Annotated in this window: 22 protein-coding genes; 13 read left to right on the plus strand and 9 right to left on the minus strand. The window is 59.2% G+C overall.

The genetic code is table 11. From position 1 onward, the window contains the following. From moaC to AD669_RS04785, 4 genes are all read left to right on the plus strand, one after another. The gene (gene moaC, locus AD669_RS04770; RefSeq protein WP_016985015.1) at nucleotides 1-474 is read left to right on the plus strand and encodes a cyclic pyranopterin monophosphate synthase MoaC; all 474 of its coding nucleotides are present in this window, start codon (nucleotides 1-3) and stop codon (nucleotides 472-474) included. After that, the gene (gene moaD, locus AD669_RS04775; RefSeq protein WP_053117314.1) at nucleotides 471-713 is read left to right on the plus strand and encodes a molybdopterin converting factor subunit 1; all 243 of its coding nucleotides are present in this window, start codon (nucleotides 471-473) and stop codon (nucleotides 711-713) included. The genes moaC and moaD overlap by 4 nt, the downstream gene beginning before the upstream one ends. 3 nt (nucleotides 714-716) lie before the next feature. Next, on the plus strand, nucleotides 717-1169 hold the full coding sequence (gene moaE / locus AD669_RS04780) for a molybdopterin synthase catalytic subunit MoaE (protein WP_016771590.1): 453 nt from the start codon (nucleotides 717-719) through the stop codon (nucleotides 1167-1169). Nucleotides 1170-1409: 240 nt separating this feature from the next. Continuing rightward, nucleotides 1410-2186 (plus strand): ABC transporter substrate-binding protein, encoded by a 777-nt coding sequence (locus AD669_RS04785; protein WP_053117317.1) that lies wholly within the window; start codon nucleotides 1410-1412, stop codon nucleotides 2184-2186. An 84-nt stretch (nucleotides 2187-2270) separates the two neighbouring features. On the opposite strand, the gene AD669_RS04790 is transcribed toward AD669_RS04785, so the two are convergent. The 5 genes from AD669_RS04790 to AD669_RS04810 form a co-directional block, all read right to left on the minus strand. Continuing rightward, nucleotides 2271-2897, minus strand: a complete 627-nt coding sequence (locus tag AD669_RS04790) for a transcriptional regulator (protein ID WP_053117320.1) — start codon at nucleotides 2895-2897, stop codon at nucleotides 2271-2273. A gap of 93 nt (nucleotides 2898-2990) precedes the next feature. Further along, a complete protein-coding gene (locus tag AD669_RS04795; RefSeq protein WP_053117322.1) occupies nucleotides 2991-4118 on the minus strand; it encodes an FAD-binding oxidoreductase in 1128 nt (375 codons plus the stop codon). A gap of 160 nt (nucleotides 4119-4278) precedes the next feature. Then, nucleotides 4279-5223: an ornithine cyclodeaminase family protein gene (locus AD669_RS04800; protein WP_053117325.1), complete on the minus strand. Its 945-nt coding sequence runs from the start codon at nucleotides 5221-5223 to the stop codon at nucleotides 4279-4281. Nucleotides 5224-5359: 136 nt separating this feature from the next. Then, complete coding sequence (gene rhlB, locus AD669_RS04805) at nucleotides 5360-6838, minus strand: ATP-dependent RNA helicase RhlB (RefSeq protein ID WP_053117328.1); 1479 nt, start codon at nucleotides 6836-6838, stop codon at nucleotides 5360-5362. 96 nt (nucleotides 6839-6934) lie between these two features. Then, on the minus strand, nucleotides 6935-7591 hold the full coding sequence (locus tag AD669_RS04810) for an alpha/beta hydrolase (RefSeq protein ID WP_053117331.1): 657 nt from the start codon (nucleotides 7589-7591) through the stop codon (nucleotides 6935-6937). Nucleotides 7592-8059: 468 nt separating this feature from the next. Here AD669_RS04810 and AD669_RS04815 point away from each other — a divergent pair, with 468 nt between their 5' ends. The 4 genes from AD669_RS04815 (at nucleotide 8060) to AD669_RS04830 (ending at nucleotide 12222) form a co-directional block, all read left to right on the plus strand. Beyond that, complete coding sequence (locus AD669_RS04815) at nucleotides 8060-9091, plus strand: amino acid ABC transporter substrate-binding protein (RefSeq protein ID WP_053117336.1); 1032 nt, start codon at nucleotides 8060-8062, stop codon at nucleotides 9089-9091. Nucleotides 9092-9157: 66 nt separating this feature from the next. Beyond that, entirely contained in the window at nucleotides 9158-10339 is a 1182-nt protein-coding gene (locus AD669_RS04820; protein ID WP_053117338.1) for an amino acid ABC transporter permease, read from the plus strand. A 10-nt stretch (nucleotides 10340-10349) separates the two neighbouring features. Further along, on the plus strand, nucleotides 10350-11447 hold the full coding sequence (locus AD669_RS04825) for an amino acid ABC transporter permease (protein ID WP_008080192.1): 1098 nt from the start codon (nucleotides 10350-10352) through the stop codon (nucleotides 11445-11447). Nucleotides 11448-11457: 10 nt separating this feature from the next. Then, the gene (locus AD669_RS04830) at nucleotides 11458-12222 is read left to right on the plus strand and encodes an amino acid ABC transporter ATP-binding protein (RefSeq protein ID WP_053117341.1); all 765 of its coding nucleotides are present in this window, start codon (nucleotides 11458-11460) and stop codon (nucleotides 12220-12222) included. Nucleotides 12223-12274: 52 nt separating this feature from the next. Here AD669_RS04830 and AD669_RS04835 read toward each other — a convergent pair whose 3' ends face one another. Both AD669_RS04835 and AD669_RS04840 read right to left on the minus strand, forming a co-directional pair. Further along, the gene (locus AD669_RS04835) at nucleotides 12275-12763 is read right to left on the minus strand and encodes a type II toxin-antitoxin system MqsA family antitoxin (protein ID WP_053117344.1); all 489 of its coding nucleotides are present in this window, start codon (nucleotides 12761-12763) and stop codon (nucleotides 12275-12277) included. Then, entirely contained in the window at nucleotides 12760-13071 is a 312-nt protein-coding gene (locus AD669_RS04840) for a type II toxin-antitoxin system MqsR family toxin (RefSeq protein ID WP_053117347.1), read from the minus strand. The genes AD669_RS04835 and AD669_RS04840 overlap by 4 nt, the downstream gene beginning before the upstream one ends. A 166-nt stretch (nucleotides 13072-13237) precedes the next feature. On the opposite strand from AD669_RS04840, the gene AD669_RS04845 reads away from it, so the two are divergent. The 5 genes from AD669_RS04845 (at nucleotide 13238) to AD669_RS04865 (ending at nucleotide 17244) form a co-directional block, all read left to right on the plus strand. Next, the gene (locus AD669_RS04845) at nucleotides 13238-13897 is read left to right on the plus strand and encodes a FadR/GntR family transcriptional regulator (RefSeq protein ID WP_053117351.1); all 660 of its coding nucleotides are present in this window, start codon (nucleotides 13238-13240) and stop codon (nucleotides 13895-13897) included. Further along, the gene (locus AD669_RS04850; protein ID WP_053117354.1) at nucleotides 13887-15191 is read left to right on the plus strand and encodes a CynX/NimT family MFS transporter; all 1305 of its coding nucleotides are present in this window, start codon (nucleotides 13887-13889) and stop codon (nucleotides 15189-15191) included. Before AD669_RS04845 ends, AD669_RS04850 begins: the two co-directional genes overlap by 11 nt. 220 nt (nucleotides 15192-15411) lie before the next feature. Then, nucleotides 15412-15882 carry a nuclear transport factor 2 family protein gene (locus AD669_RS04855; RefSeq protein ID WP_053117357.1) on the plus strand — a complete coding sequence of 157 codons (471 nt, stop codon included), beginning with the start codon at nucleotides 15412-15414 and terminating at the stop codon, nucleotides 15880-15882. 39 nt (nucleotides 15883-15921) lie between these two features. Continuing rightward, complete coding sequence (locus AD669_RS04860) at nucleotides 15922-16224, plus strand: GIY-YIG nuclease family protein (RefSeq protein ID WP_053117359.1); 303 nt, start codon at nucleotides 15922-15924, stop codon at nucleotides 16222-16224. An 84-nt stretch (nucleotides 16225-16308) separates the two neighbouring features. Beyond that, complete coding sequence (locus AD669_RS04865; protein ID WP_053117363.1) at nucleotides 16309-17244, plus strand: glutathione S-transferase family protein; 936 nt, start codon at nucleotides 16309-16311, stop codon at nucleotides 17242-17244. Nucleotides 17245-17343: 99 nt separating this feature from the next. Here AD669_RS04865 and AD669_RS04870 read toward each other — a convergent pair whose 3' ends face one another. Then, nucleotides 17344-17694 (minus strand): glutaredoxin family protein, encoded by a 351-nt coding sequence (locus tag AD669_RS04870; RefSeq protein ID WP_053117366.1) that lies wholly within the window; start codon nucleotides 17692-17694, stop codon nucleotides 17344-17346. Continuing rightward, nucleotides 17694-18698, minus strand: a complete 1005-nt coding sequence (yejK, locus tag AD669_RS04875; RefSeq protein WP_053117368.1) for a nucleoid-associated protein YejK — start codon at nucleotides 18696-18698, stop codon at nucleotides 17694-17696. Before yejK ends, AD669_RS04870 begins: the two co-directional genes overlap by 1 nt. Nucleotides 18699-19124 lie beyond the last annotated feature (426 nt).

Below are 19124 nucleotides of genomic sequence, written 5' to 3' on the forward strand. Positions count from 1 at the left end.
GTGCTGACTCATCTCGATTCTCAAGGTCGCGCCAACATGGTCGACGTCACCGAAAAAGCCGTGACGTTCCGTGAAGCGACGGCCCAAGCGCTGGTGCGCATGCTCCCCGAAACGCTGCAGATGATTGTCAGCGGCGGCCATCCCAAGGGTGATGTGTTCGCCGTGGCGCGCATTGCCGGCATTCAGGCGGCGAAGAAAACCAGCGATCTGATTCCCCTGTGCCACCCGCTGATGCTTACCGGCGTCAAAGTCGAACTCAGCGCTGACGGCGAAGACACCGTGCGCATCGTCGCCCGCTGCAAACTGTCCGGGCAGACCGGCGTCGAGATGGAAGCACTGACCGCCGCCAGCGTCGCCGCCCTGACCATCTACGACATGTGCAAAGCCGTCGATCGCGGCATGACCATTGAAAGCGTGCGTCTGCTGGAGAAGGTCGGCGGCAAGAGCGGGCACTTTCAAGCGGAGCAGCCATGAACCTGACCGTGAGGTTTTTTGCCCGTTACCGTGAAGCGCTGGGCGTGGATTCGCTGAAGGTTGAAGGCGATTTCGCCACTGTCGACGACGTGCGTGCATTGCTGGCGCAACGGGATGGCGCTGAAGTATTGAGCGAACAGAACCTGATGTGCGCGCGCAATGAAGACCTCTGTCAGCTCGACGAGCCGGTGGTCGATGGCGACGAAGTGGCGTTTTTCCCCACCGTGACCGGAGGCTGAGCCATGGCGATTCGTGTGCAGGCCACGCCGTTCGACCCGGGCGCTGAAGTCAACGCGATGCACGCGGCCAACGTCGGCGTCGGCGCGGTGGTGAGCTTTGTCGGCTACGTGCGCGACTTCAATGACGGGCTGGATGTGGCGGGGATGTTCCTCGAACACTATCCGGGCATGACCGAAAAAGCCCTCGGAAAAATCGCCGTCGAAGCCGAGCAGCGCTGGCCGCTGCTGAAACTGGAGGTGCTGCATCGCATCGGCGCGCTCGAGCCGGGCGAGCCGATCGTGTTCGTCGGCGCCGCCAGTGCCCATCGCCAGGCCGCCTTCGATGCCTGCGCCTTCGTCATGGACTACCTGAAAACCCGTGCACCGTTCTGGAAGAAAGAAAACACCAGCGACGGGCCACGTTGGGTTGAGGGGCGGGACAGTGATCATGCCGCGGCGGATCGCTGGAAGAAGTAAGTCCTCTAGCGCCTTTAAATCCGCTATCGCGAGCAGGCTCACTCCTACAGTTGGAATGCGTTCCCCCTGTAGGAGTGAGCCTGCTCGCGATGACGTCATCTGCAACACCAAAAACCTCTCTCTCTGCCCGATTGACTGGCTATACATATAAGTCCAATATGGATTTATAAGTACAAAAAACATCTCCCTCCGATTTAGCTCTTTCTTGCCAAACCAACAACAACCCGCGAGAGAACGAACATGAAGAAACTCCCCCTCATCACCGGTCTGGCCCTCAGCCTGTTGTCCTGCGCCAGCGTGTTCGCCGCCGAGCAAACCCTGCGCATCGGCATCGAAGCCGCTTACCCGCCATTCGCCTCGAAAACCGACAAGGGCGAAATCGTCGGCTTCGACTACGACATCGGCAACGCCCTGTGCGCGCAGATGAAGGTCAAGTGCGTGTGGGTGGAAGGTGAGTTCGACGGTCTGATTCCTTCGCTGAAAGTGAAGAAGATCGACATGGCGTTGTCGTCGATGACCATCAACGAAGACCGCAAGAAGTCAGTGGATTTCACCCACAAGTATTACTTCACCTCGTCGCGTCTGGTGATGAAAGAAGGCGCCACGGTAGACGATCAATACGCCAGCCTCAAAGGCAAGAACGTCGGCGTTCAGCGTGCGACCACCACCGATCGTTACGCCACCGAGGTGTTCGAGCCCAATGGCATCAACGTCAAGCGCTACAGCAACAACGAAGAGATCTACATGGATCTGGCGGCGGGGCGGCTGGATGCGATTTTCGCTGACACCATTCCGCTGAATGACTTTTTGACGATGCCGCGCGGCAAGGGCTATGCGTTTGTCGGGCCTGAGTTGAAGGATCCGAAGTACGTCGGCGAGGGCGCGGGGATTGCGGTGCGCAAGGGCAATGCGGAACTGGTCAGCCAGTTGAATGGCGCGATTGATGGCATTCGCGCGAGTGGCGAGTATCAGAAGATTTCCGAGAAGTATTTCAAGTCCGACATTTACGGCGACTGATTGAAAAGATCGCAGCCTTCGGCAGCTCCTACAGGGGAATGCGTTCTTCTGTAGGAGCTGCCGCAGGCTGCGATCTCTTGATCTTCAGCCCTTCAGCTCTTTCAAATGCTTGTACACCGTCGCCCGCCCCATGTTCAGCACATTGGCCACATAGTTCGAAGCGCTCTTGCCCTTGAACGCGCCCTCGGCGTGCAGCGCCAGCACCAGTTCACGTTTGTGATCGCGGGTCAGCACATTCAGGCTCAACTGCCGCTCGCGCAGCCAGGCGTGGAGGAAGGTGTTGATGCGTTCCTGCCAGTCATCGCGAAACAGTGAATCCGGCTGCGGGATCAGTTTGCTCGGCGACAGGAACAGATCCAGCGCCGCCTTGGCATTCTCAAACAGCGATATATTCAGATTGATGCACAGCACCGCCAACGGCAGACCTTCGCCGTCGCGCAGGACGCTGCTCAGGCTGCGAATCTTCTGACCGTCCCAATTGAGCTTTTCGTACGGGCCAATGTTCCTGTCGCTGACATCCTCGCTGAGCATGTCTTCTAGAGACGAGTCGTCGCCGATTTCGCGTTTCGACAGGTTGTTGGCGATGTAATCGACCTTCTGCGTGCGCAGGTCGTGCAGCACCACTTCGGCGTGCGGAAAAAACAGCGTGGCGATGGCGTCGGCGATGGCGCGGAAGTTATCCAGCGCCGGATCGAATTCAGGGGCGGTCATGACAGTGGAGCTCCAGGCAGCGTCAGCGCCCCCGTGAACAGGAGGCGCTGCGAGTGTGCCGCAATCCGTTGAGCGAGTCATCCTGACGGGCATTCAAGCGAGGCGGGCAGGGGAGAGCATGGCGCTGCTCAGGCCGAAGTTGCGCAAGTGTTCAGGCAAAGGTTCGCCGCGAACCAGCGCCGCGCTGGCCTGGCCCATCGCCGGCGATGTCTGAATGCCGTAACCACCCTGCGCCGCGACCCAGAACAGCCCCGGCACCTGCGGATCGAAACCGCTGAGCAAATCACCGTCGGCGACGAAACTGCGCAGCCCGGCCCAGGTGCGGGTCGGGCGGCGGATGGTCAGCGTGGTGGCTTCTTCGATCTGGTAAATGCCCATGGCAATGTCCAGTTCTTCGGGTTGCACGTCGTGAGGTTCGACCGGATCGGCGTTGGCCGGCGAACCGAGGAACATGCCGGCGTCGGGCTTCATATAGAAGGACTCGTCGAGGCTGACCAGCATCGGCCAGTGATGAATGTCGACGCCTTCGGGGCCGGCAAAGATAAAGGCGGCGCGGCGTTTCGGTTGCAGACCCAGCGGTTTGGCGCCGGCCAGTGCACCGATCTTGTCGGCCCAGGCGCCGGCGGCGTTGATGATCACTGGCGCGCTGAAGGTCTGGCCGTTGGTTTGTACGTGCCAGAGGCCGTCGGCGTCGCGACTGAGGCCGAGCACTTCGCAGTCGGTATGGACTTCGCCGTGGTTGCGACGGATGCCGCGCAGGTAGCCCTGATGCAGGGCATCGGTGTCGATGTCGCTGGCGCTCGGGTCGTAGATCGCGCCGTGGACTTTTTCCTGACGCAGGATTGGCAGGCGCGCGCAGGCTTCGTCGGCAGTGAGCAGTTGCATCTCCGGCACCGTGGCTTTGGCGCTGAGGTATTGGTTGTTGAGTTCGGCGTTGTCACCGGTGAAGTCCACGGTCATTTCGCCACGTGGGGTCAGCAGTGGGTGTTCGCAGAAACCGGCCGGCGGATGGTCGAAAAACTCACGGCTGGCCTGGGTCAGGGCGCGGACTTGCGGTGTGCCGTAGGCTGCGGTGAACAGTGCGGCGGAGCGTCCGGTGGAGTGATAGGCCGGGTGCGACTCACGTTCGAGCACGATGACCTTAGCCTGCGGCGACAGCCAGAACCCGGTGGAAGCGCCGGCAATCCCGCCGCCGATGATGATGAAATCTGCCTGGCTCATGAAAAACTCCAAAGCTATCGTGGCTCTCTGGGGATCTGCCATTGGCAACTCCCCAATCAGAATGCGATCCCTGTAGGAGCTGCCGAAGGCTGCGATCTTTTGATCTTGATCTTAAAAAAACAGATCAAAAGATCGCAGCCTTCGGCAGCTCCTACAGTGGTCAGTTGTTGAGGTGGTAGAGCGCATTGGCGAGGGCGATGTCTTCCAGGCCCAGGCCTATTGAGCGGAAAAACACGTGACGATCGTAATCCGGGCGCTGCACTTTCTCGCTGAGCAGGTCGGCGAGGTCGCCGACGATCAAATCCTTGCTCCAGCCATGTTGTTCAGCAGCAATCAGCATTTCACCCGCCGAACCCGGCGTGGTCAGACGATAGTCGCAGAACACTTGCATCTCGTTGAGGCGCTGCGGTGGTACTTCGTGGGCGCGCGGGGCGTTGGTGCTGATCGAGGTAATCAGCGCCGGTTTACTCAGCTCAGCCGGATCAATCACCGGCCCGGCTGACGAGGTGCAGAGCATGATCACGTCAGCCTCGGCGAGGGCGGCTTCCCGGCTGTCGACGATCTTCAGATTGGGCGTGATGGCTTTCAACAGGGCCTGGGTCTGCGCGTCGGCGGACAGGCTTGGCGAATACAGGCTGATGCTCTGCCAGTCGCGCAGCGACTTCACGTAATGCAGATGCGCCTGCGCAACCTTGCCGCTGCCGATGATCGCCAGTCGCGTGGCATTCAACGGCGCGAGGGCGTCAACTGCCACGGCAGTGGTCGCGGCGGTGCGTGCGGTGGTCAATTCACCGGCATCGCAGAGCAGCAGCGGTTGACCGGTTTTCATCGACATCAACAGCGTCCACGCCGTCACCAATGGGCCTTGCTCGCGAACGATGTAGGGCGAAGTCTTCATGCCGTACACACCGTCTTCAGCCAGTACACCCAGATAGTTGATGAAGTCACCGGCACCCTGCGGGAATTCCACCAGTTGCTGCGCCGGTTGCACGGCGCTACCCGCCGCAAGGTCGCGAAACAGCTTGCGCAGGATCTGCGGCACATCGAGACGCGCCAACAACTCGCGGGCCTGATGCTGGTCGATCACGTAGGGCGTACTGGACATGTAGGGCTCCGGAATCCGAATCTAAACTTATTAGTCCATTATGGACTTTTAGTATTCTCTCGCAAGCGTCCGATCAAATCCCGGGCGAAAAAAAAGCGCAGTCCGTTGCCGGCTGCGCTTTTCTATTAAACGTCGCTTACTGCGGACGCTTACGCTCGACCGCACGCAACAGATGCGTCGGTGGCGTTTCACAACTGATCTTGCGACCGAGCTTCTCTTCGATGGACGGCAACTGATAAGAGTCGTCTTCCCCGGCGAAGCTGATCGACACGCCATCAGCGCCCGCGCGACCGGTACGGCCGATGCGGTGCACGTAGTCGTCCGGCACTTCCGGCAGGGTGAAGTTGATCACATGGCTGATGCCGTCGATGTGAATGCCGCGACCGGCCACATCGGTGGCGACCAAGACACGAATCTTGCCTTCGCGGAAACCTTCCAGGGTCTTGATGCGTTTGTGTTGCGGCACGTCGCCGGACAACTGCGCAGCGTTCACACCGTCGCGCACCAGGCGCTCTTCGATGCGGCGAACTTCGTCCTTGCGGTTGGCGAAGACCATCACCCGCTCCCAACCATTATCGTTGACCAGGTTGTAGAGCAGTTTGTACTTGTCGGCACCGGCCACGGCGTAGATGTGTTGCTCGACGTTTTCGTTGGCGACGTTGGTGATTTCGATTTCGACGATCGACGGATCGGTCGTCCACTGCTTGGCGAGGTTCATCACGTCTTCGGTGAAGGTCGCGGAGAACAGCAAGGTCTGGCGTTCGCTTTTCGGCGGGGTCTGACGAATGATCTGGCGGACTTGCGGGATGAAACCCATGTCGAGCATGCGGTCGGCTTCGTCCAGCACCATCACTTCGACCATGTCCAGATGCACATCGCCGCGCTGGTTGAAGTCGAGCAGGCGGCCCGGGGTCGCGACGAGAATGTCGCAGTGGCGCGCTTCGAGGTGCTTGAGCTGCTTGTCGAAGTCCATGCCGCCAACGAAGGTCATCACGTTGAGGCCGGTGTACTTGGTCAGGTCAGCGGCGTCTTTAGCGATCTGCACCACCAGCTCACGGGTCGGCGCGATGATCAGCGCACGGGGTTCGCCCATGTAGCGTTCCTTCGGCGGCGGCGTTTGCAGCAGCTGGGTGATGATCGAGATCAGGAACGCGGCGGTTTTGCCGGTACCAGTCTGCGCGCGACCAATGGCGTCTTTGCCGGCGAGAGTGAAACCCAACACCTGCGCCTGGATCGGCGTGCAATACGGGAAGCCCAGATCCTGAATGGCGTGCATCAGTTCTGGCGCTAGTTTGAAATCGTGAAAGCGGGTTTTGCCTTCTTGTGGCTCGACAACGAAATCTTCGAGTTTCCACGGAATGACCGATGCCTTGGGCTTCGGTTCGCGACGCGGTCTGGCCGGTTTCGGCTCTTCACTGCGCGCAGGCTCGGCGGCGATGGGCGCGGCCGGAGCGGGTTGCGGGTCTTGCTTCGGTGCTGCTACGGCAGCGGGGCGGTCGGCCTGGGGCGCATCGTGGCGATGACCGGGGGCGTGCGACGGCGCACTGGGAACTGGCGCGAGCTGCTCAGCCTCGCTTTTACCGAACATTTTCTTGAGTGCTTCGAGCACGGTCATCTCATCAATTGGTTAAGGAATGTACGCCGGCCAGTGTAATGCAAGAAACGGGCGCGGCGTAGTGTGATGATCAACGGGCAGGCAATGCTGTCGCGATTAGCGCAGACGTTCGCTCAACCAGACGCCAATGTCGCGAATTTCTTCGGGTAACACTTCGTGCTCCATTGGGTATTCCTGCCATGTCACGGTGACACCATGCTTCACCAAGTGCTCGTAAGCACTGCGGCCCATCGAGTTCTGCACCACGTTATCGAACTGACCGTGCAGGCACAGCACCGGAATCCGCTGCTGGCTGGCCGATAACTCCAGCTCATCACTGAACGTCGGTGCATACGTCGACAACGCCAGCACGCCACCCAACGGCCCCTGCCATTTCAGGAAAGCGGTGTGCAAAACCACGGCGCCACCCTGGGAAAAACCGGCGAGGAAAATCCGCGAGGCGTCTATTCCGCTGGCGCGCTCGTTTTCGATCAATTCGATGATGCGATCGGCAGACGCTTCCAGCTCATCGCGATCGATCGCACGCGCCGGGCTCATGGCTTTGATGTCGTACCAGCTCGGCATGGCATATCCGCCATTTATCGTAACGGGACGTGTCGGCGCCTGCGGCAGCACAAAACGCGTGCTCAGCAAACTTTCCTGCAACGCTTCGGCCACCGGCAGGAAGTCATAGCGGTCGGCGCCGAGGCCGTGCAGCCAGATCACGCAGGCGTCTGCGGGCTTAACAGGCTGAAGAATCAAGGGCTCGGTCATGGCTGCTCCAATTGTGTGCGGGCGCTCTCATTGAGTGCGTGATTGAAGGGCGCGCCCGATTGATCTGTTAAGAAGATGTCGCAAGGGTACAAGTTTTGCTATTGACCTGTCGCTAAAGCGCTTCAGCGAACGGTGTGGTACGGGCTTTGCTATGGCTTCAGGCGTGCAACCGATCTCGCGCCTGGCGGTAACACTATCAGTGTACCCCGTGGGCCGGGATTGCAAAAAATCCGGTGATGGATGTTCGCCAAGGGCCGCTACGGGCTTCGCGAACGTGAAAGGGCTACCGCCCGTTCGGCCGATTGGTGAGAAGTGAGTGATCCATTTTGTGGATCTTCTCCTACTAGACTCATAGCGAAGGTCTTACGTCGGTTGACCCAATAAAAAGCCAACAAGGGTCAACACCGCCTCAAAAGGGTGCGACTGGACTCAAGCTCCGACACAACAAGAGCAAAACTGGAGGTTTGAATGAAGATGTTGAAATCCACCCTGGCCATCGTGACTGCAGCAACAGTACTCGGTGTCAGCGGGTTCGCTCAGGCGGGTGCAACCCTGGATGCAGTGCAGAAGAAAGGTTTCGTGCAGTGTGGCGTGAGCGATGGTCTGCCGGGCTTCTCGGTACCGGATGCAACCGGCAAGATCCTCGGGATCGACGCTGACGTCTGCCGCGCTGTGGCCGCTGCCGTTTTCGGCGACGCGACCAAGGTCAAGTTCAGTCAGTTGAACGCCAAGGAGCGCTTCACCGCGCTGCAGTCCGGCGAGATCGACATCCTGTCGCGCAACACCACCATGACCAGTTCGCGTGACGCGGGCATGGGCCTGAAATTCCCGGGCTTCATTACCTACTATGACGGCATCGGCTTCCTGGTGAACAACAAGCTCGGCGTGAAAAGTGCCAAAGAGCTGGACGGTGCAACCATCTGCATCCAGGCCGGTACCACCACCGAGCTGAACGTTTCCGACTACTTCCGTGGCAACGGTCTGAAATACACCCCGATCACTTTCGACACCTCCGATGAAAGCGCCAAGTCGCTGGAATCCGGTCGTTGCGACGTGCTGACCTCCGACAAGTCCCAGCTGTTCGCCCAGCGCAGCAAGCTGGCAGCGCCGAAGGACTACGTGGTTCTGCCGGAAACCATTTCCAAAGAACCCCTGGGCCCGGTCGTACGTAATGGCGACGACGAGTGGCTGGCCATCGTGCGTTGGGTTGGCTACGCGCTGCTCAACACCGAAGAAGCCGGCATCACTTCGAAAAACGTCGAAGCCGAAGCCAAGTCGACCAAAAACCCGGACGTCGCTCGTATGCTCGGTGCTGACGGCGAATACGGCAAAGACCTGAAACTGCCGAAAGACTGGGTAGTACAGATCGTCAAACAAGTCGGTAACTACGGCGAAATCTTCGAGAAAAACCTCGGCAAGAGCACTCCGCTGGAAATCGACCGCGGCTTGAACGCCCTGTGGAACAACGGCGGCATTCAGTACGCACCACCAGTGCGCTAATGGTTCTATCGCCCGGCGGGCCAACCGCCGGGTGATGTTCTTGTTCCATTTTTTGCGGGGCACTTCATGCAAAATTCAATCGGCGCACCTAAGCAGAGGCTCAGCCTCAGCGATCCACGAGTGCGTGCGTGGCTATTCCAGATCATCACGATTGTCGCGGTGGTTTCGCTGGGCTGGTTCCTGTTCGACAACACTCAAACCAACCTGCAGCACCGGGGCATCACTTCCGGTTTCAGCTTTCTGGAGCGCAGTGCCGGGTTCGGCATCGCTCAACACCTGATCGACTACACCGAAGCGGACAGTTATGCCCGCGTCTTCGTTATCGGTTTGCTCAACACCTTGTTGGTGACAGTGATCGGCGTGATTCTGGCGACGATTCTCGGCTTCATCATCGGTGTGGCACGGCTGTCGCAGAACTGGATCATCAGCAAACTGGCGACGGTGTACGTGGAAGTTTTCCGCAACATTCCGCCGCTGCTGCAAATCCTGTTCTGGTACTTCGCGGTATTCCTGACCATGCCGGGGCCGCGCAACAGCCATAACTTCGGCGACACCTTCTTCGTCAGCAGCCGTGGCCTGAACATGCCGGCCGCGCTGGCCGCTGATGGTTTCTGGGCGTTCGTGATCAGCGTCGTGGTGGCCATCGTCGGCATCGTGCTGATGTGCCGTTGGGCCAACAAACGCTTTGAAGCGACCGGCGTGCCGTTCCACAAGTTCTGGGTAGGGCTGGCGATTCTGCTGGTGATCCCGACCTTGTGCGCACTGATCTTCGGCGCGCCGCTGCACTGGGAAATGCCCGAGCTCAAAGGCTTCAACTTCGTTGGCGGCTGGGTGCTGATCCCGGAACTGCTCGCCTTGACCCTGGCCCTGACCGTGTACACCGCGGCGTTCATCGCTGAAATCGTGCGTTCGGGGATCAAGTCGGTCAGCCACGGCCAGACCGAAGCGGCGCGTTCGCTCGGCCTGCGCAACGGCCCGACCCTGCGCAAGGTGATCATCCCGCAAGCCCTGCGCGTGATCATTCCGCCGCTGACCAGCCAATACCTCAACCTGGCGAAAAACTCTTCGCTGGCGGCCGGTATCGGTTACCCGGAAATGGTTTCGCTGTTCGCCGGCACCGTGCTTAACCAGACCGGTCAGGCGATCGAAGTGATTGCCATCACCATGAGCGTGTACCTGGCGATCAGTATCAGCATTTCCCTGCTGATGAACTGGTACAACAAGCGCATTGCGCTGATCGAGCGGTAAGGAAAAGCGCATGAGTACTCATACTTTCAAACCCGACATGCCCCCACCGAACAGCAGCATCGGCGTGGTCGCATGGATGCGCGCGAACATGTTCTCCAGCTGGCTCAACACCTTGCTGACGCTGTTTGCGTTCTACCTGATCTACCTCGTCGTGCCACCGATTCTCAGTTGGGCAATCATTGATGCCAACTGGGTCGGCACCACCCGCGCCGACTGCACCAAGGACGGCGCCTGCTGGGTGTTCATTCAGCAGCGTTTCGGCCAGTTCATGTACGGCTATTACCCGGCTGAATGGCGCTGGCGCGTCGACCTGACCGTGTGGCTGGCGGTGATCGGCGTGGCGCCTCTGTTCATCTCGCGCTTCCCGCGTAAAGCGGTGTACGGGCTGAGCTTCCTGGTGATCTACCCGATTGTTGCCTGGTGCCTGCTGCACGGCGGCGTGTTCGGCCTGCCACAGGTGGCGACCAGCCAATGGGGCGGCCTGATGCTGACCCTGGTGATCGCCACTGTCGGTATCGCCGGCGCCTTGCCGCTGGGGATCGTGCTGGCATTGGGTCGACGCTCGAACATGCCGGCGATTCGGGTGGTCTGCGTGACCTTCATCGAATTCTGGCGCGGCGTGCCGTTGATCACCGTGCTGTTCATGTCCTCGGTGATGCTGCCGCTGTTCCTGCCTGAAGGGATGAACTTCGACAAGCTGCTGCGGGCGCTGATCGGCGTGATCCTGTTCCAGTCGGCCTACGTCGCCGAAGTGGTGCGCGGCGGTCTGCAAGCGATTCCCAAAGGTCAGTACGAAGCGGCTGCGGCGATGGGCCTCGGTTACTGGCGTTCGATGGGTCTGGTGATTCTGCCGCAAGCCCTGAAGCTGGTGATCCCCGGCATCGTCAACACCTTCATTGCGCTGTTCAAGGACACCAGTCTGGTGATCATCATCGGCCTGTTTGACCTGCTCAACAGCGTCAAGCAAGCCGCTGCCGACCCGAAATGGCTGGGCATGGCCACCGAAGGCTACGTATTCGCCGCCCTGGTGTTCTGGATTTTCTGTTTTGGTATGTCGCGCTATTCCATGCATCTGGAACGCAAGCTCGACACTGGCCACAAGCGTTAGGAGTTTTGAGATGAGTGAAGTAATCAAAAAGCCTGTGAGCCCTGAAGGCATTATTCAGATGCAGGGCGTCAACAAGTGGTACGGCCAGTTCCACGTGCTGAAAGACATCAACCTCAACGTAAAACAGGGCGAACGTATCGTTTTGTGCGGCCCGTCGGGTTCCGGCAAATCGACGACGATTCGTTGTCTCAATCGTCTGGAAGAACACCAGCAGGGCCGCATCGTCGTCGACGGCGTGGAACTGACCAACGACCTCAAGCAGATCGAAGCGATCCGCCGCGAAGTCGGCATGGTGTTCCAGCACTTCAACCTGTTCCCGCACCTGACCATTTTGCAGAACTGCACCCTGGCGCCGATGTGGGTGCGCAAGATGCCCAAGCGCAAGGCCGAGGAAATCGCCATGCATTACCTGGAACGCGTACGCATTCCGGAGCAGGCGCATAAATTCCCGGGGCAACTGTCCGGTGGTCAGCAACAGCGTGTGGCGATCGCCCGCGCCCTGTGCATGAAACCGAAAATCATGCTGTTCGATGAACCGACTTCAGCGCTCGATCCGGAGATGGTGAAAGAGGTGCTGGATACCATGATCGGTTTGGCGGAAGACGGCATGACCATGCTTTGCGTGACCCACGAAATGGGCTTCGCGCGGACTGTGGCGAACCGTGTGATCTTCATGGACAAGGGTGAGATCGTTGAACAGGCGGCGCCAAATGACTTCTTCGACAACCCGCAGAATGAGCGGACGAAGTTGTTCTTGAGTCAGATTTTGCATTGATGGTTTTTGCGTAAATCAAACCCGGCCTTGTGCCGGGTTTGTTTTTTTGGGGTCAGGAGACGGTGAGGGTTTCGTGTTCTTTGTGGACGGTGTGCTTGAAACCGCGCAGGTCAGCGCCTTCAGCCAAGGTCTGGATATCGACGAGCATGTAGGGATGTCGATCCAGCAAACGCATCAGCAGCACCAATGCTTTGGGTGGAAGTAACTCACCACGCTCGTAACGAGAGAACGCGTTATGCCCGCCACCGGAGAGCAATTGCACCGTCTCTTTTTGCGTCAGGTGCAATTTGCGTCGAATGCGTTTCATCTCGGCGCCGATCATTTGTCTGGCAGCGAGAACCAACTCGTCACCGGCGTTGCAGTACCGCTGTGCACTATCGCTGTCGAAATCCCATTCCACTTCACCGCACTTCTGGCACTCCCAACCGGACAGATCGTCTACCCGGCGCTCCATGCCTTTGACACTCAGGGTTTCTCCGCGACCCTGGAAATGCCTCATTCCCTCACGTGCACCGCAGCTGACACATTGCTGGGTTTTCATGGGTTTTTCTCCTTGAAAGAGATTACCGGTGGGCCGCCGCCGGGGCGGTAGGTCACCTTGATGTAAATCTCCTGATCTCGTGAATTGATGTGATACACGTCTTGCCAGATTCGATGATCGTCATAAGTAGTCATCGATTTGTACAACATCCTGGTTTGCAGCTCGAAGACGATCTCTAGCATTTCGCTGAGGTTGAAGCCGAGCTTCTCAGCTGATTTGACCGAAGTTTTGGTGAAAGCTTTTTGACCTAACCGCCTGACCTCAGCCTTGATCACCGCCAGCTCATAATGGGGTGTGTTCTTTTCCATAAGAAACCAAAACCCTGTCCCTGAAATTACCCTTAAAGGGTAATTTTGACTAATCGAAAATGCCGCTCCATGTGTCGCCTTTTGACCCTAGGTGGTTGCCGTCCTACATGGGTCTGACTAACATGTCGGAAAATTCATCCTATGATTGGATGAAAGGGCGAATCCTATGTCAGACATTTCTCCACTCATCAAACGATCCTTGGTCGATCAGGCCCTGGATCAACTCCGCCAGCGCATTAACAGCGGTGCCTGGCAGGTCGGCGAGCGCTTGCCGACCGAACCCGAGCTCTGCGCTGAGTTGGGCATTAGCCGCAATACCGTGCGCGAAGCCATGCGTGTGTTAGCGTTTTCCGGGTTGATCGAGATTCGCCAGGGCGACGGCAGTTATTTGCGCGCGCTGGTTGATCCGCTCGATACGCTGAAAGCGTTGTCGCGTTGCTCGCTGGAGCAGGCGCGGGAAACCCGGCACATCCTCGAAGTCGAGGCGATCGGTCTGGCGGCGTTGCGTCGCACCGATGAAGACCTCGCCGCATTGCGCGAAGCCCTCGGCACCAGCGGCAGTCACTACCATGGCGACCTCGACACCTACATCGCCTGCGATCTGGTGTTCCACCGCCGACTGGTCGACGCCGCGCACAACCCGACCCTCAGCGAGCTGTATCGCTATTTCTCCAGCATCGTCGGCGCGCAATTGCGCCAGACCCTGAACATCGTCCCGCGCCGTCAGGAAGTGTTCGACCTGCACATCGAGTTGCTCGATGCCGTCGAACAACGCGACCCGGAACGGGCCAAAGCCTTGTCGAGGCAGTTGATCAATGAACCTTGAAACCGAGAAATCCATGTCCCGCAGTGAGCTATCCACAACCCCGAAACGCACGGCAGAGCTTGAAGAGCTGTTGATCGACGCCGAGGCCGATGACGAGCAGGTGCAACAAAGCCATCCGCTGGTGCGCCGGCCGTGGCTGTTGCTGCTGGGGCTGATTCTGGTGGCGTTGAACTTGCGTCCGGCGCTGTCGAGCATGGCGCCGCTGCTCAGCGACGTTTCCAAAAGCCTCGGCTTGTCGGCGGCGCAGGCCGGTTTGCTGACCACACTGCCGGTGCTGTGCCTCGGCTTGTTCGCGCCGCTGGCACCGATTCTGGCGCGACGTTTTGGCGCCGAACGCGTGGTGCTGGGCATCCTGCTGACACTGGCCTGCGGCATCATTTTGCGTAGCAGCTTTGGTGAAATCGGCCTGTTTGCGGGCAGCGTATTGGGCGGCGCAAGCATCGGCATTGTCGGCGTATTGCTGCCGGGTATCGTCAAACGTGACTTCGCCAAACACGCTGGCACCATGACCGGCGTCTACACCATGGCGCTGTGCCTCGGTGCGGCGATGGCGGCGGGCACCAGTGTGCCGTTGAGCGAGCATTTTGGCGGAGACTGGACAATTGGCCTGGGCTTCTGGGTCATCCCGGCGCTGGTGGCGGCGTTGTTCTGGCTGCCACAGGTCGGGCAGAAACACGGTGCACACAACGTCGCCTATCGCGTGCGCGGTTTGCTGCGTGATCCGCTGGCGTGGCAAGTGACGTTGTATATGGGCCTGCAATCGTCGCTGGCGTACATCGTGTTCGGCTGGTTGCCGTCGATCCTGATTGGTCGCGGGCTGACGCCGACGCAAGCGGGGCTGGTGTTGTCCGGCTCGGTGATCATCCAGCTCGCCAGTTCGCTGGCCGCGCCTTGGCTGGCCACTCGCGGCAAGGATCAGCGACTGGCAATTGTCGTGGTGATGGCGTTGACCCTGGGTGGCCTGTTCGGTTGCCTGTATGCGCCGATCGAAGGCCTGTGGGGCTGGGCGATTCTGCTGGGCCTGGGGCAGGGCGGCACGTTCAGTCTGGCGTTGACGTTGATCGTCTTGCGTTCGCGCGATTCGCACGTCGCGGCGAACCTGTCGAGCATGTCCCAAGGCTTCGGTTACACGCTGGCGTCGATGGGGCCGTTTGCGGTCGGCGTGGTGCATGACTGGACGGGCGGCTGGAATGCGGTGGGCTGGATCTTCGGCATCATCGGCACCGGCGCGATCATCGCCGGCCTCGGCGCCGGGCGTGCGCTGTACGTGCAAGTACAAAGCGAAAGAATCTGAATCCACACATTTCAAATGTGGGAGCGAGCCTGCTCGCGAAGACGGTGGTTCAGGCACAGATCATGTTGAATGTGCCGGCCTCTTCGCGAGCAAGCTCGCTCCCACAGTTTTTGGGGCGCCTTTAAGATCTTGCATGGTATTCGATGTGCGAATGCCGATAGTGTTTCTTCGTATTGCGGATTATCGTGCTGGCAATCTGTACCTATTTTGGAGATTGCCCATGAGCGAAGCCCACAGCGCGTTGATCACCCGCTTCTACGAAGCCTTCAAACGTCTGGACGCCGAGGCCATGGCCGCGTGCTACACCGATGACGTGGTGTTCAGCGATCCGGCCTTCGGCGAACTGCGCGGGCGCGATGCCGGCGACATGTGGCGCATGCTCACCACCCGCGCCAAAGACTTCTCCCTGACCTTCGACAACGTCCGCGCCGATGAGCGCAGCGGCGGCGCGCACTGGGTTGCGACCTACCTGTTCAGCCAGACCGGCAACGTTGTGATCAACGATATCCAGGCCCGTTTCGTCTTCCGTGACGGCAAGATCTGCGAGCACCACGACCATTTCGATCTGTGGCGCTGGTCGCGTCAGGCTCTGGGTTTTAAAGGTCTGCTGCTGGGCTGGACGCCTCTGGTACGCAACGCCGTGCGTGCGCAGGCGTTGAAGGGACTGAAGGCATTTCAGGCCGGTCGCTGATAAGATCGCGGCCTGTTTCCTACACGTCTTGATCCCGAAGTGACCAGCCTTAGCGAAAAATCTGTCGATGTGGCCGAACCGGTGAGCAAGTCCTGGTTCGTCTACCTGGTTCGAGCGGCCAACGGTTCGCTGTACTGCGGCATCAGCGATGACCCGGCGCGTCGCTTCGCCAAGCATCAAAGCGGCAAAGGCGCGCGGTTCTTCCTTTCCAGCCCGGCGATGGCGTTGGTGTACACCGAGCTTTGTGGCGATAAAAGCGATGCATTGCGTCAGGAGCGGCTGATCAAAAAACTGCGCAAGAGCGCCAAGGAATGCCTGGTCGCGTCTTATCAATCTGACTGATCGGTTCCCATCAGCCAGATCTGTAGGCTGCTAAGCAAATGCACGCTAAGCTGCCGGCTCACTTTCTGAGCGGCGGAGCCGAGCATGTCCGAGTTGATTCTGCATCATTACCCGACTTCTCCATTTGCCGAGAAGGCCCGCCTGCTGCTGGGTTTCAAAGGCCTGTCGTGGCGCTCGGTGCACATTTCGCCAGTGATGCCCAAGCCGGATCTGACCGCACTGACTGGCGGCTATCGCAAAACCCCGGTGCTGCAAATCGGCGCCGACATCTATTGCGACACTTCGCTGATCGCCCGTCGCCTTGAGCAGGAAAAAGCCCTGCCGAGCTTCTTCCCTGAAGGCCAGGAAATGACCACCGCGAGTTTCGCCACCTGGGTTGATTCGGTGGTGTTTCAACATGCGGTGAGCCTGGTGTTTCAGCCGGAATCGGTTGCCGTGCGTTTCGGCAAGCTGCCGCCGGAAGCGATCAAAGCGTTTATGGCTGACCGCGCCGGTTTGTTCAGTGGCGGCAGCGCCACACGTTTGTCCGCTGAGCAGGCCAAGCATCAATGGCCGACGATCATGCTGCGTCTGGAGCAACAACTGCAGCGCGAGCAGGGCGACTTCCTGTTCGGCGAGCCGTCGATTGCCGACTTCGCGCTGGCGCATCCGCTGTGGTTCCTCAAAGCTACTCACGTCACCGCGCCGTTGGTGGATGAGTATCCGGCTGTTTCTGCCTGGTTGGGTCGAGTGTTGGGCTTTGGTCATGGCGCGGCGAGTGCGATGACCTCTGAGGAGGCGCTGGAAGTTGCACGCAGTGCGACGCCAGCGGATCTGCCGAAAGAGCAGTTCATCGACCCGAATGGTTTCAAGGCAGGCCAGCAAGTGGCGATCTCGGCGACGGATTACGGTGTTGATCCGGTGGTCGGTGAGTTGCTGTTTGCCGGTAGCGAAGAGCTGATCATTCGTCGCGAAGACGAGCGCGGCGGCGTGGTGCACGTGCACTTCCCACGCTTCGGTTTCCGCATCGAGGCCCGCTAAATCTGTAGGAGCTAAGCTTGCTCGCGAAGAACGATGACGCGGTGTCTCTGATAAACCGGATTATCGTTCTTCGCGGGCAAGCCTTGCTCCTACAGAGTTTTATTTCAGGGCGGCGAGGATTTCGTCCGGGTCAAACCCGCGAATCAACGTGCCGTTGACATCAATCAACGGAATCCCGCGTCCACCCAATGCCTCATACGCCTTGCGCGCATCGGCATCCTTCTCGATATCGAACTCCTTGAACGCAATCCCCTTGCTGTCGAGAAAACGCTTGGTCTGCTTGCAGTAACCGCACCAGTCGGTGGCGTAGAGCACGACGTTGGCTTGCGCCCGCGTCTGCTCGGCAACCATCTGCGACGGATTGAATACCCGCTCGATCTTGCCCCAATTCTGATACACCACGACCACCAGCAGAACCAGCGCAACCTTTTTCAGCACATTGGCGAGCATCAGTTGCGCCGCTTCAGCTGATCGGTCAGCGACGTCGGCAAACCTTTGATCACCAACGTGCCAGCCTCTTCGTCGTACTCGATCTTCGAGCCCAGCAGGTGCGCTTCAAAGCTGATCGACAGGCCTTCGGCGCGGCCGGTGAAGCGGCGGAATTGATTCAAAGTGCGTTTGTCCGCTGGAATCTCTGGCGACAGGCCGTAGTCCTTATTGCGGATGTGATCGAAGAAGGCTTTCGGGCGCTCTTCGTCGATCAACTCGGAGAGTTCTTCCAGGCCCATCGGTTCGCCGAGTTTGGCCTGGCTGCTGGCGTAATCGACCAGGGTTTTGGTCTTCTCGCGCGCGGACTCTTCCGGCAGGTCTTCGCTTTCAACGAAATCGCTGAAGGCCTTGAGCAGCGTGCGCGTCTCGCCCGGGCCGTCGACGCCTTCCTGGCAGCCGATAAAGTCGCGGAAGTATTCCGAGACCTTTTTGCCATTCTTGCCCTTGATGAATGAGATGTACTGCTTCGATTGTTTGTTGTTCTGCCACTCGGAGACGTTAATCCGCGCCGCCAAGTGCAGCTGGCCGAGGTCGAGGTGGCGCGACGGGGTCACGTCCAGCTCATCGGTCACCGCCACGCCTTCGCTGTGGTGCAGCAGGGCGATAGCGAGGTAATCGGTCATGCCTTGCTGATAATGCGCGAACAGCACGTGGCCGCCGACCGACAGGTTCGACTCTTCCATCAGCTTCTGCAGGTGCTCGACCGCGACTTTGCTGAATGCGGTGAAGTCCTTGCCGCCCTCCATGTATTCCTTCAGCCAGCCGCTGAACGGGAACGCGCCGGATTCCGGGTGAAACAGGCCCCAGGCTTTGCCCTGTTTGGCGTTATAGCTTTCGTTGAGGTCGGCGAGCATGTTCTCGATGGCCGCGGACTCGGCCAGTTCCGTGTCACGGGCGTGCAGAACTGCGGGCGTGCCGTCGGGTTTTTTGTCGATCAGGTGGACGATGCAATGACGGATCGGCATGGGCTTCTCGGCTGTTGGAAGGGAGGAGGGCAGGCTCCCCCGAAAAAGCGCTAAGTGTACCCGATTCTCGGCACGGGCCAGTTGTAGGAGCTGCCGCAGGCTGCGATCTTTTGATCTGGCATTTTAATAAAACAGGATCAAAAGATCGCAGCCTGCGGCAGCTCCTACATAAGCGGGAAACCGCGTCAGCGGCAGCGTAAACGTGGGGTTGTAGGGCAAAACCGGGGCGTGCGACCGGGCTTATGCAGTTTTTTCGCGGTTTAGAGCAATAAAGCTGACCAAATGGGTAGCTAGAGGCGGATATTTCCTTGTCTCTGTGCTAGTTTTGCCCGGTCTTACGCGAAGTCACTGCGTTAAGCGTGCAATCAGCATTTGTCAGGTCGAACCAAACCCTGATTTCGGTATCTATAACCCGACTCGTCGTGG

It is taken from the genome of Pseudomonas sp. P1.31, assembly GCF_001269815.1.
GTDB classification, from domain to species: domain Bacteria; phylum Pseudomonadota; class Gammaproteobacteria; order Pseudomonadales; family Pseudomonadaceae; genus Aquipseudomonas; species Aquipseudomonas rustica.

Coding starts and splice junctions, on each gene's coding strand:
- moaE (WP_016771590.1), top strand. CDS start 717: ATGGCGATTCGTGTGCAGGCCACGCCGTTCGACCCGGGCGCTGAAGTC.
- AD669_RS04865 (WP_053117363.1), top strand. CDS start 16,309: ATGTCCGAGTTGATTCTGCATCATTACCCGACTTCTCCATTTGCCGAG.
- yejK (WP_053117368.1), bottom strand. CDS start 18,698: ATGCCGATCCGTCATTGCATCGTCCACCTGATCGACAAAAAACCCGAC.
- AD669_RS04785 (WP_053117317.1), top strand. CDS start 1,410: ATGAAGAAACTCCCCCTCATCACCGGTCTGGCCCTCAGCCTGTTGTCC.
- AD669_RS04840 (WP_053117347.1), bottom strand. CDS start 13,071: ATGGAAAAGAACACACCCCATTATGAGCTGGCGGTGATCAAGGCTGAG.
- AD669_RS04820 (WP_053117338.1), top strand. CDS start 9,158: ATGCAAAATTCAATCGGCGCACCTAAGCAGAGGCTCAGCCTCAGCGAT.
- AD669_RS04795 (WP_053117322.1), bottom strand. CDS start 4,118: ATGAGCCAGGCAGATTTCATCATCATCGGCGGCGGGATTGCCGGCGCT.
- moaD (WP_053117314.1), top strand. CDS start 471: ATGAACCTGACCGTGAGGTTTTTTGCCCGTTACCGTGAAGCGCTGGGC.
- AD669_RS04870 (WP_053117366.1), bottom strand. CDS start 17,694: ATGCTCGCCAATGTGCTGAAAAAGGTTGCGCTGGTTCTGCTGGTGGTC.
- AD669_RS04835 (WP_053117344.1), bottom strand. CDS start 12,763: ATGAAAACCCAGCAATGTGTCAGCTGCGGTGCACGTGAGGGAATGAGG.
- AD669_RS04830 (WP_053117341.1), top strand. CDS start 11,458: ATGAGTGAAGTAATCAAAAAGCCTGTGAGCCCTGAAGGCATTATTCAG.
- AD669_RS04790 (WP_053117320.1), bottom strand. CDS start 2,897: ATGACCGCCCCTGAATTCGATCCGGCGCTGGATAACTTCCGCGCCATC.
- AD669_RS04850 (WP_053117354.1), top strand. CDS start 13,887: ATGAACCTTGAAACCGAGAAATCCATGTCCCGCAGTGAGCTATCCACA.
- AD669_RS04845 (WP_053117351.1), top strand. CDS start 13,238: ATGTCAGACATTTCTCCACTCATCAAACGATCCTTGGTCGATCAGGCC.
- AD669_RS04825 (WP_008080192.1), top strand. CDS start 10,350: ATGAGTACTCATACTTTCAAACCCGACATGCCCCCACCGAACAGCAGC.
- AD669_RS04815 (WP_053117336.1), top strand. CDS start 8,060: ATGAAGATGTTGAAATCCACCCTGGCCATCGTGACTGCAGCAACAGTA.
- AD669_RS04800 (WP_053117325.1), bottom strand. CDS start 5,223: ATGTCCAGTACGCCCTACGTGATCGACCAGCATCAGGCCCGCGAGTTG.
- AD669_RS04810 (WP_053117331.1), bottom strand. CDS start 7,591: ATGACCGAGCCCTTGATTCTTCAGCCTGTTAAGCCCGCAGACGCCTGC.
- AD669_RS04855 (WP_053117357.1), top strand. CDS start 15,412: ATGAGCGAAGCCCACAGCGCGTTGATCACCCGCTTCTACGAAGCCTTC.
- rhlB (WP_053117328.1), bottom strand. CDS start 6,838: ATGACCGTGCTCGAAGCACTCAAGAAAATGTTCGGTAAAAGCGAGGCT.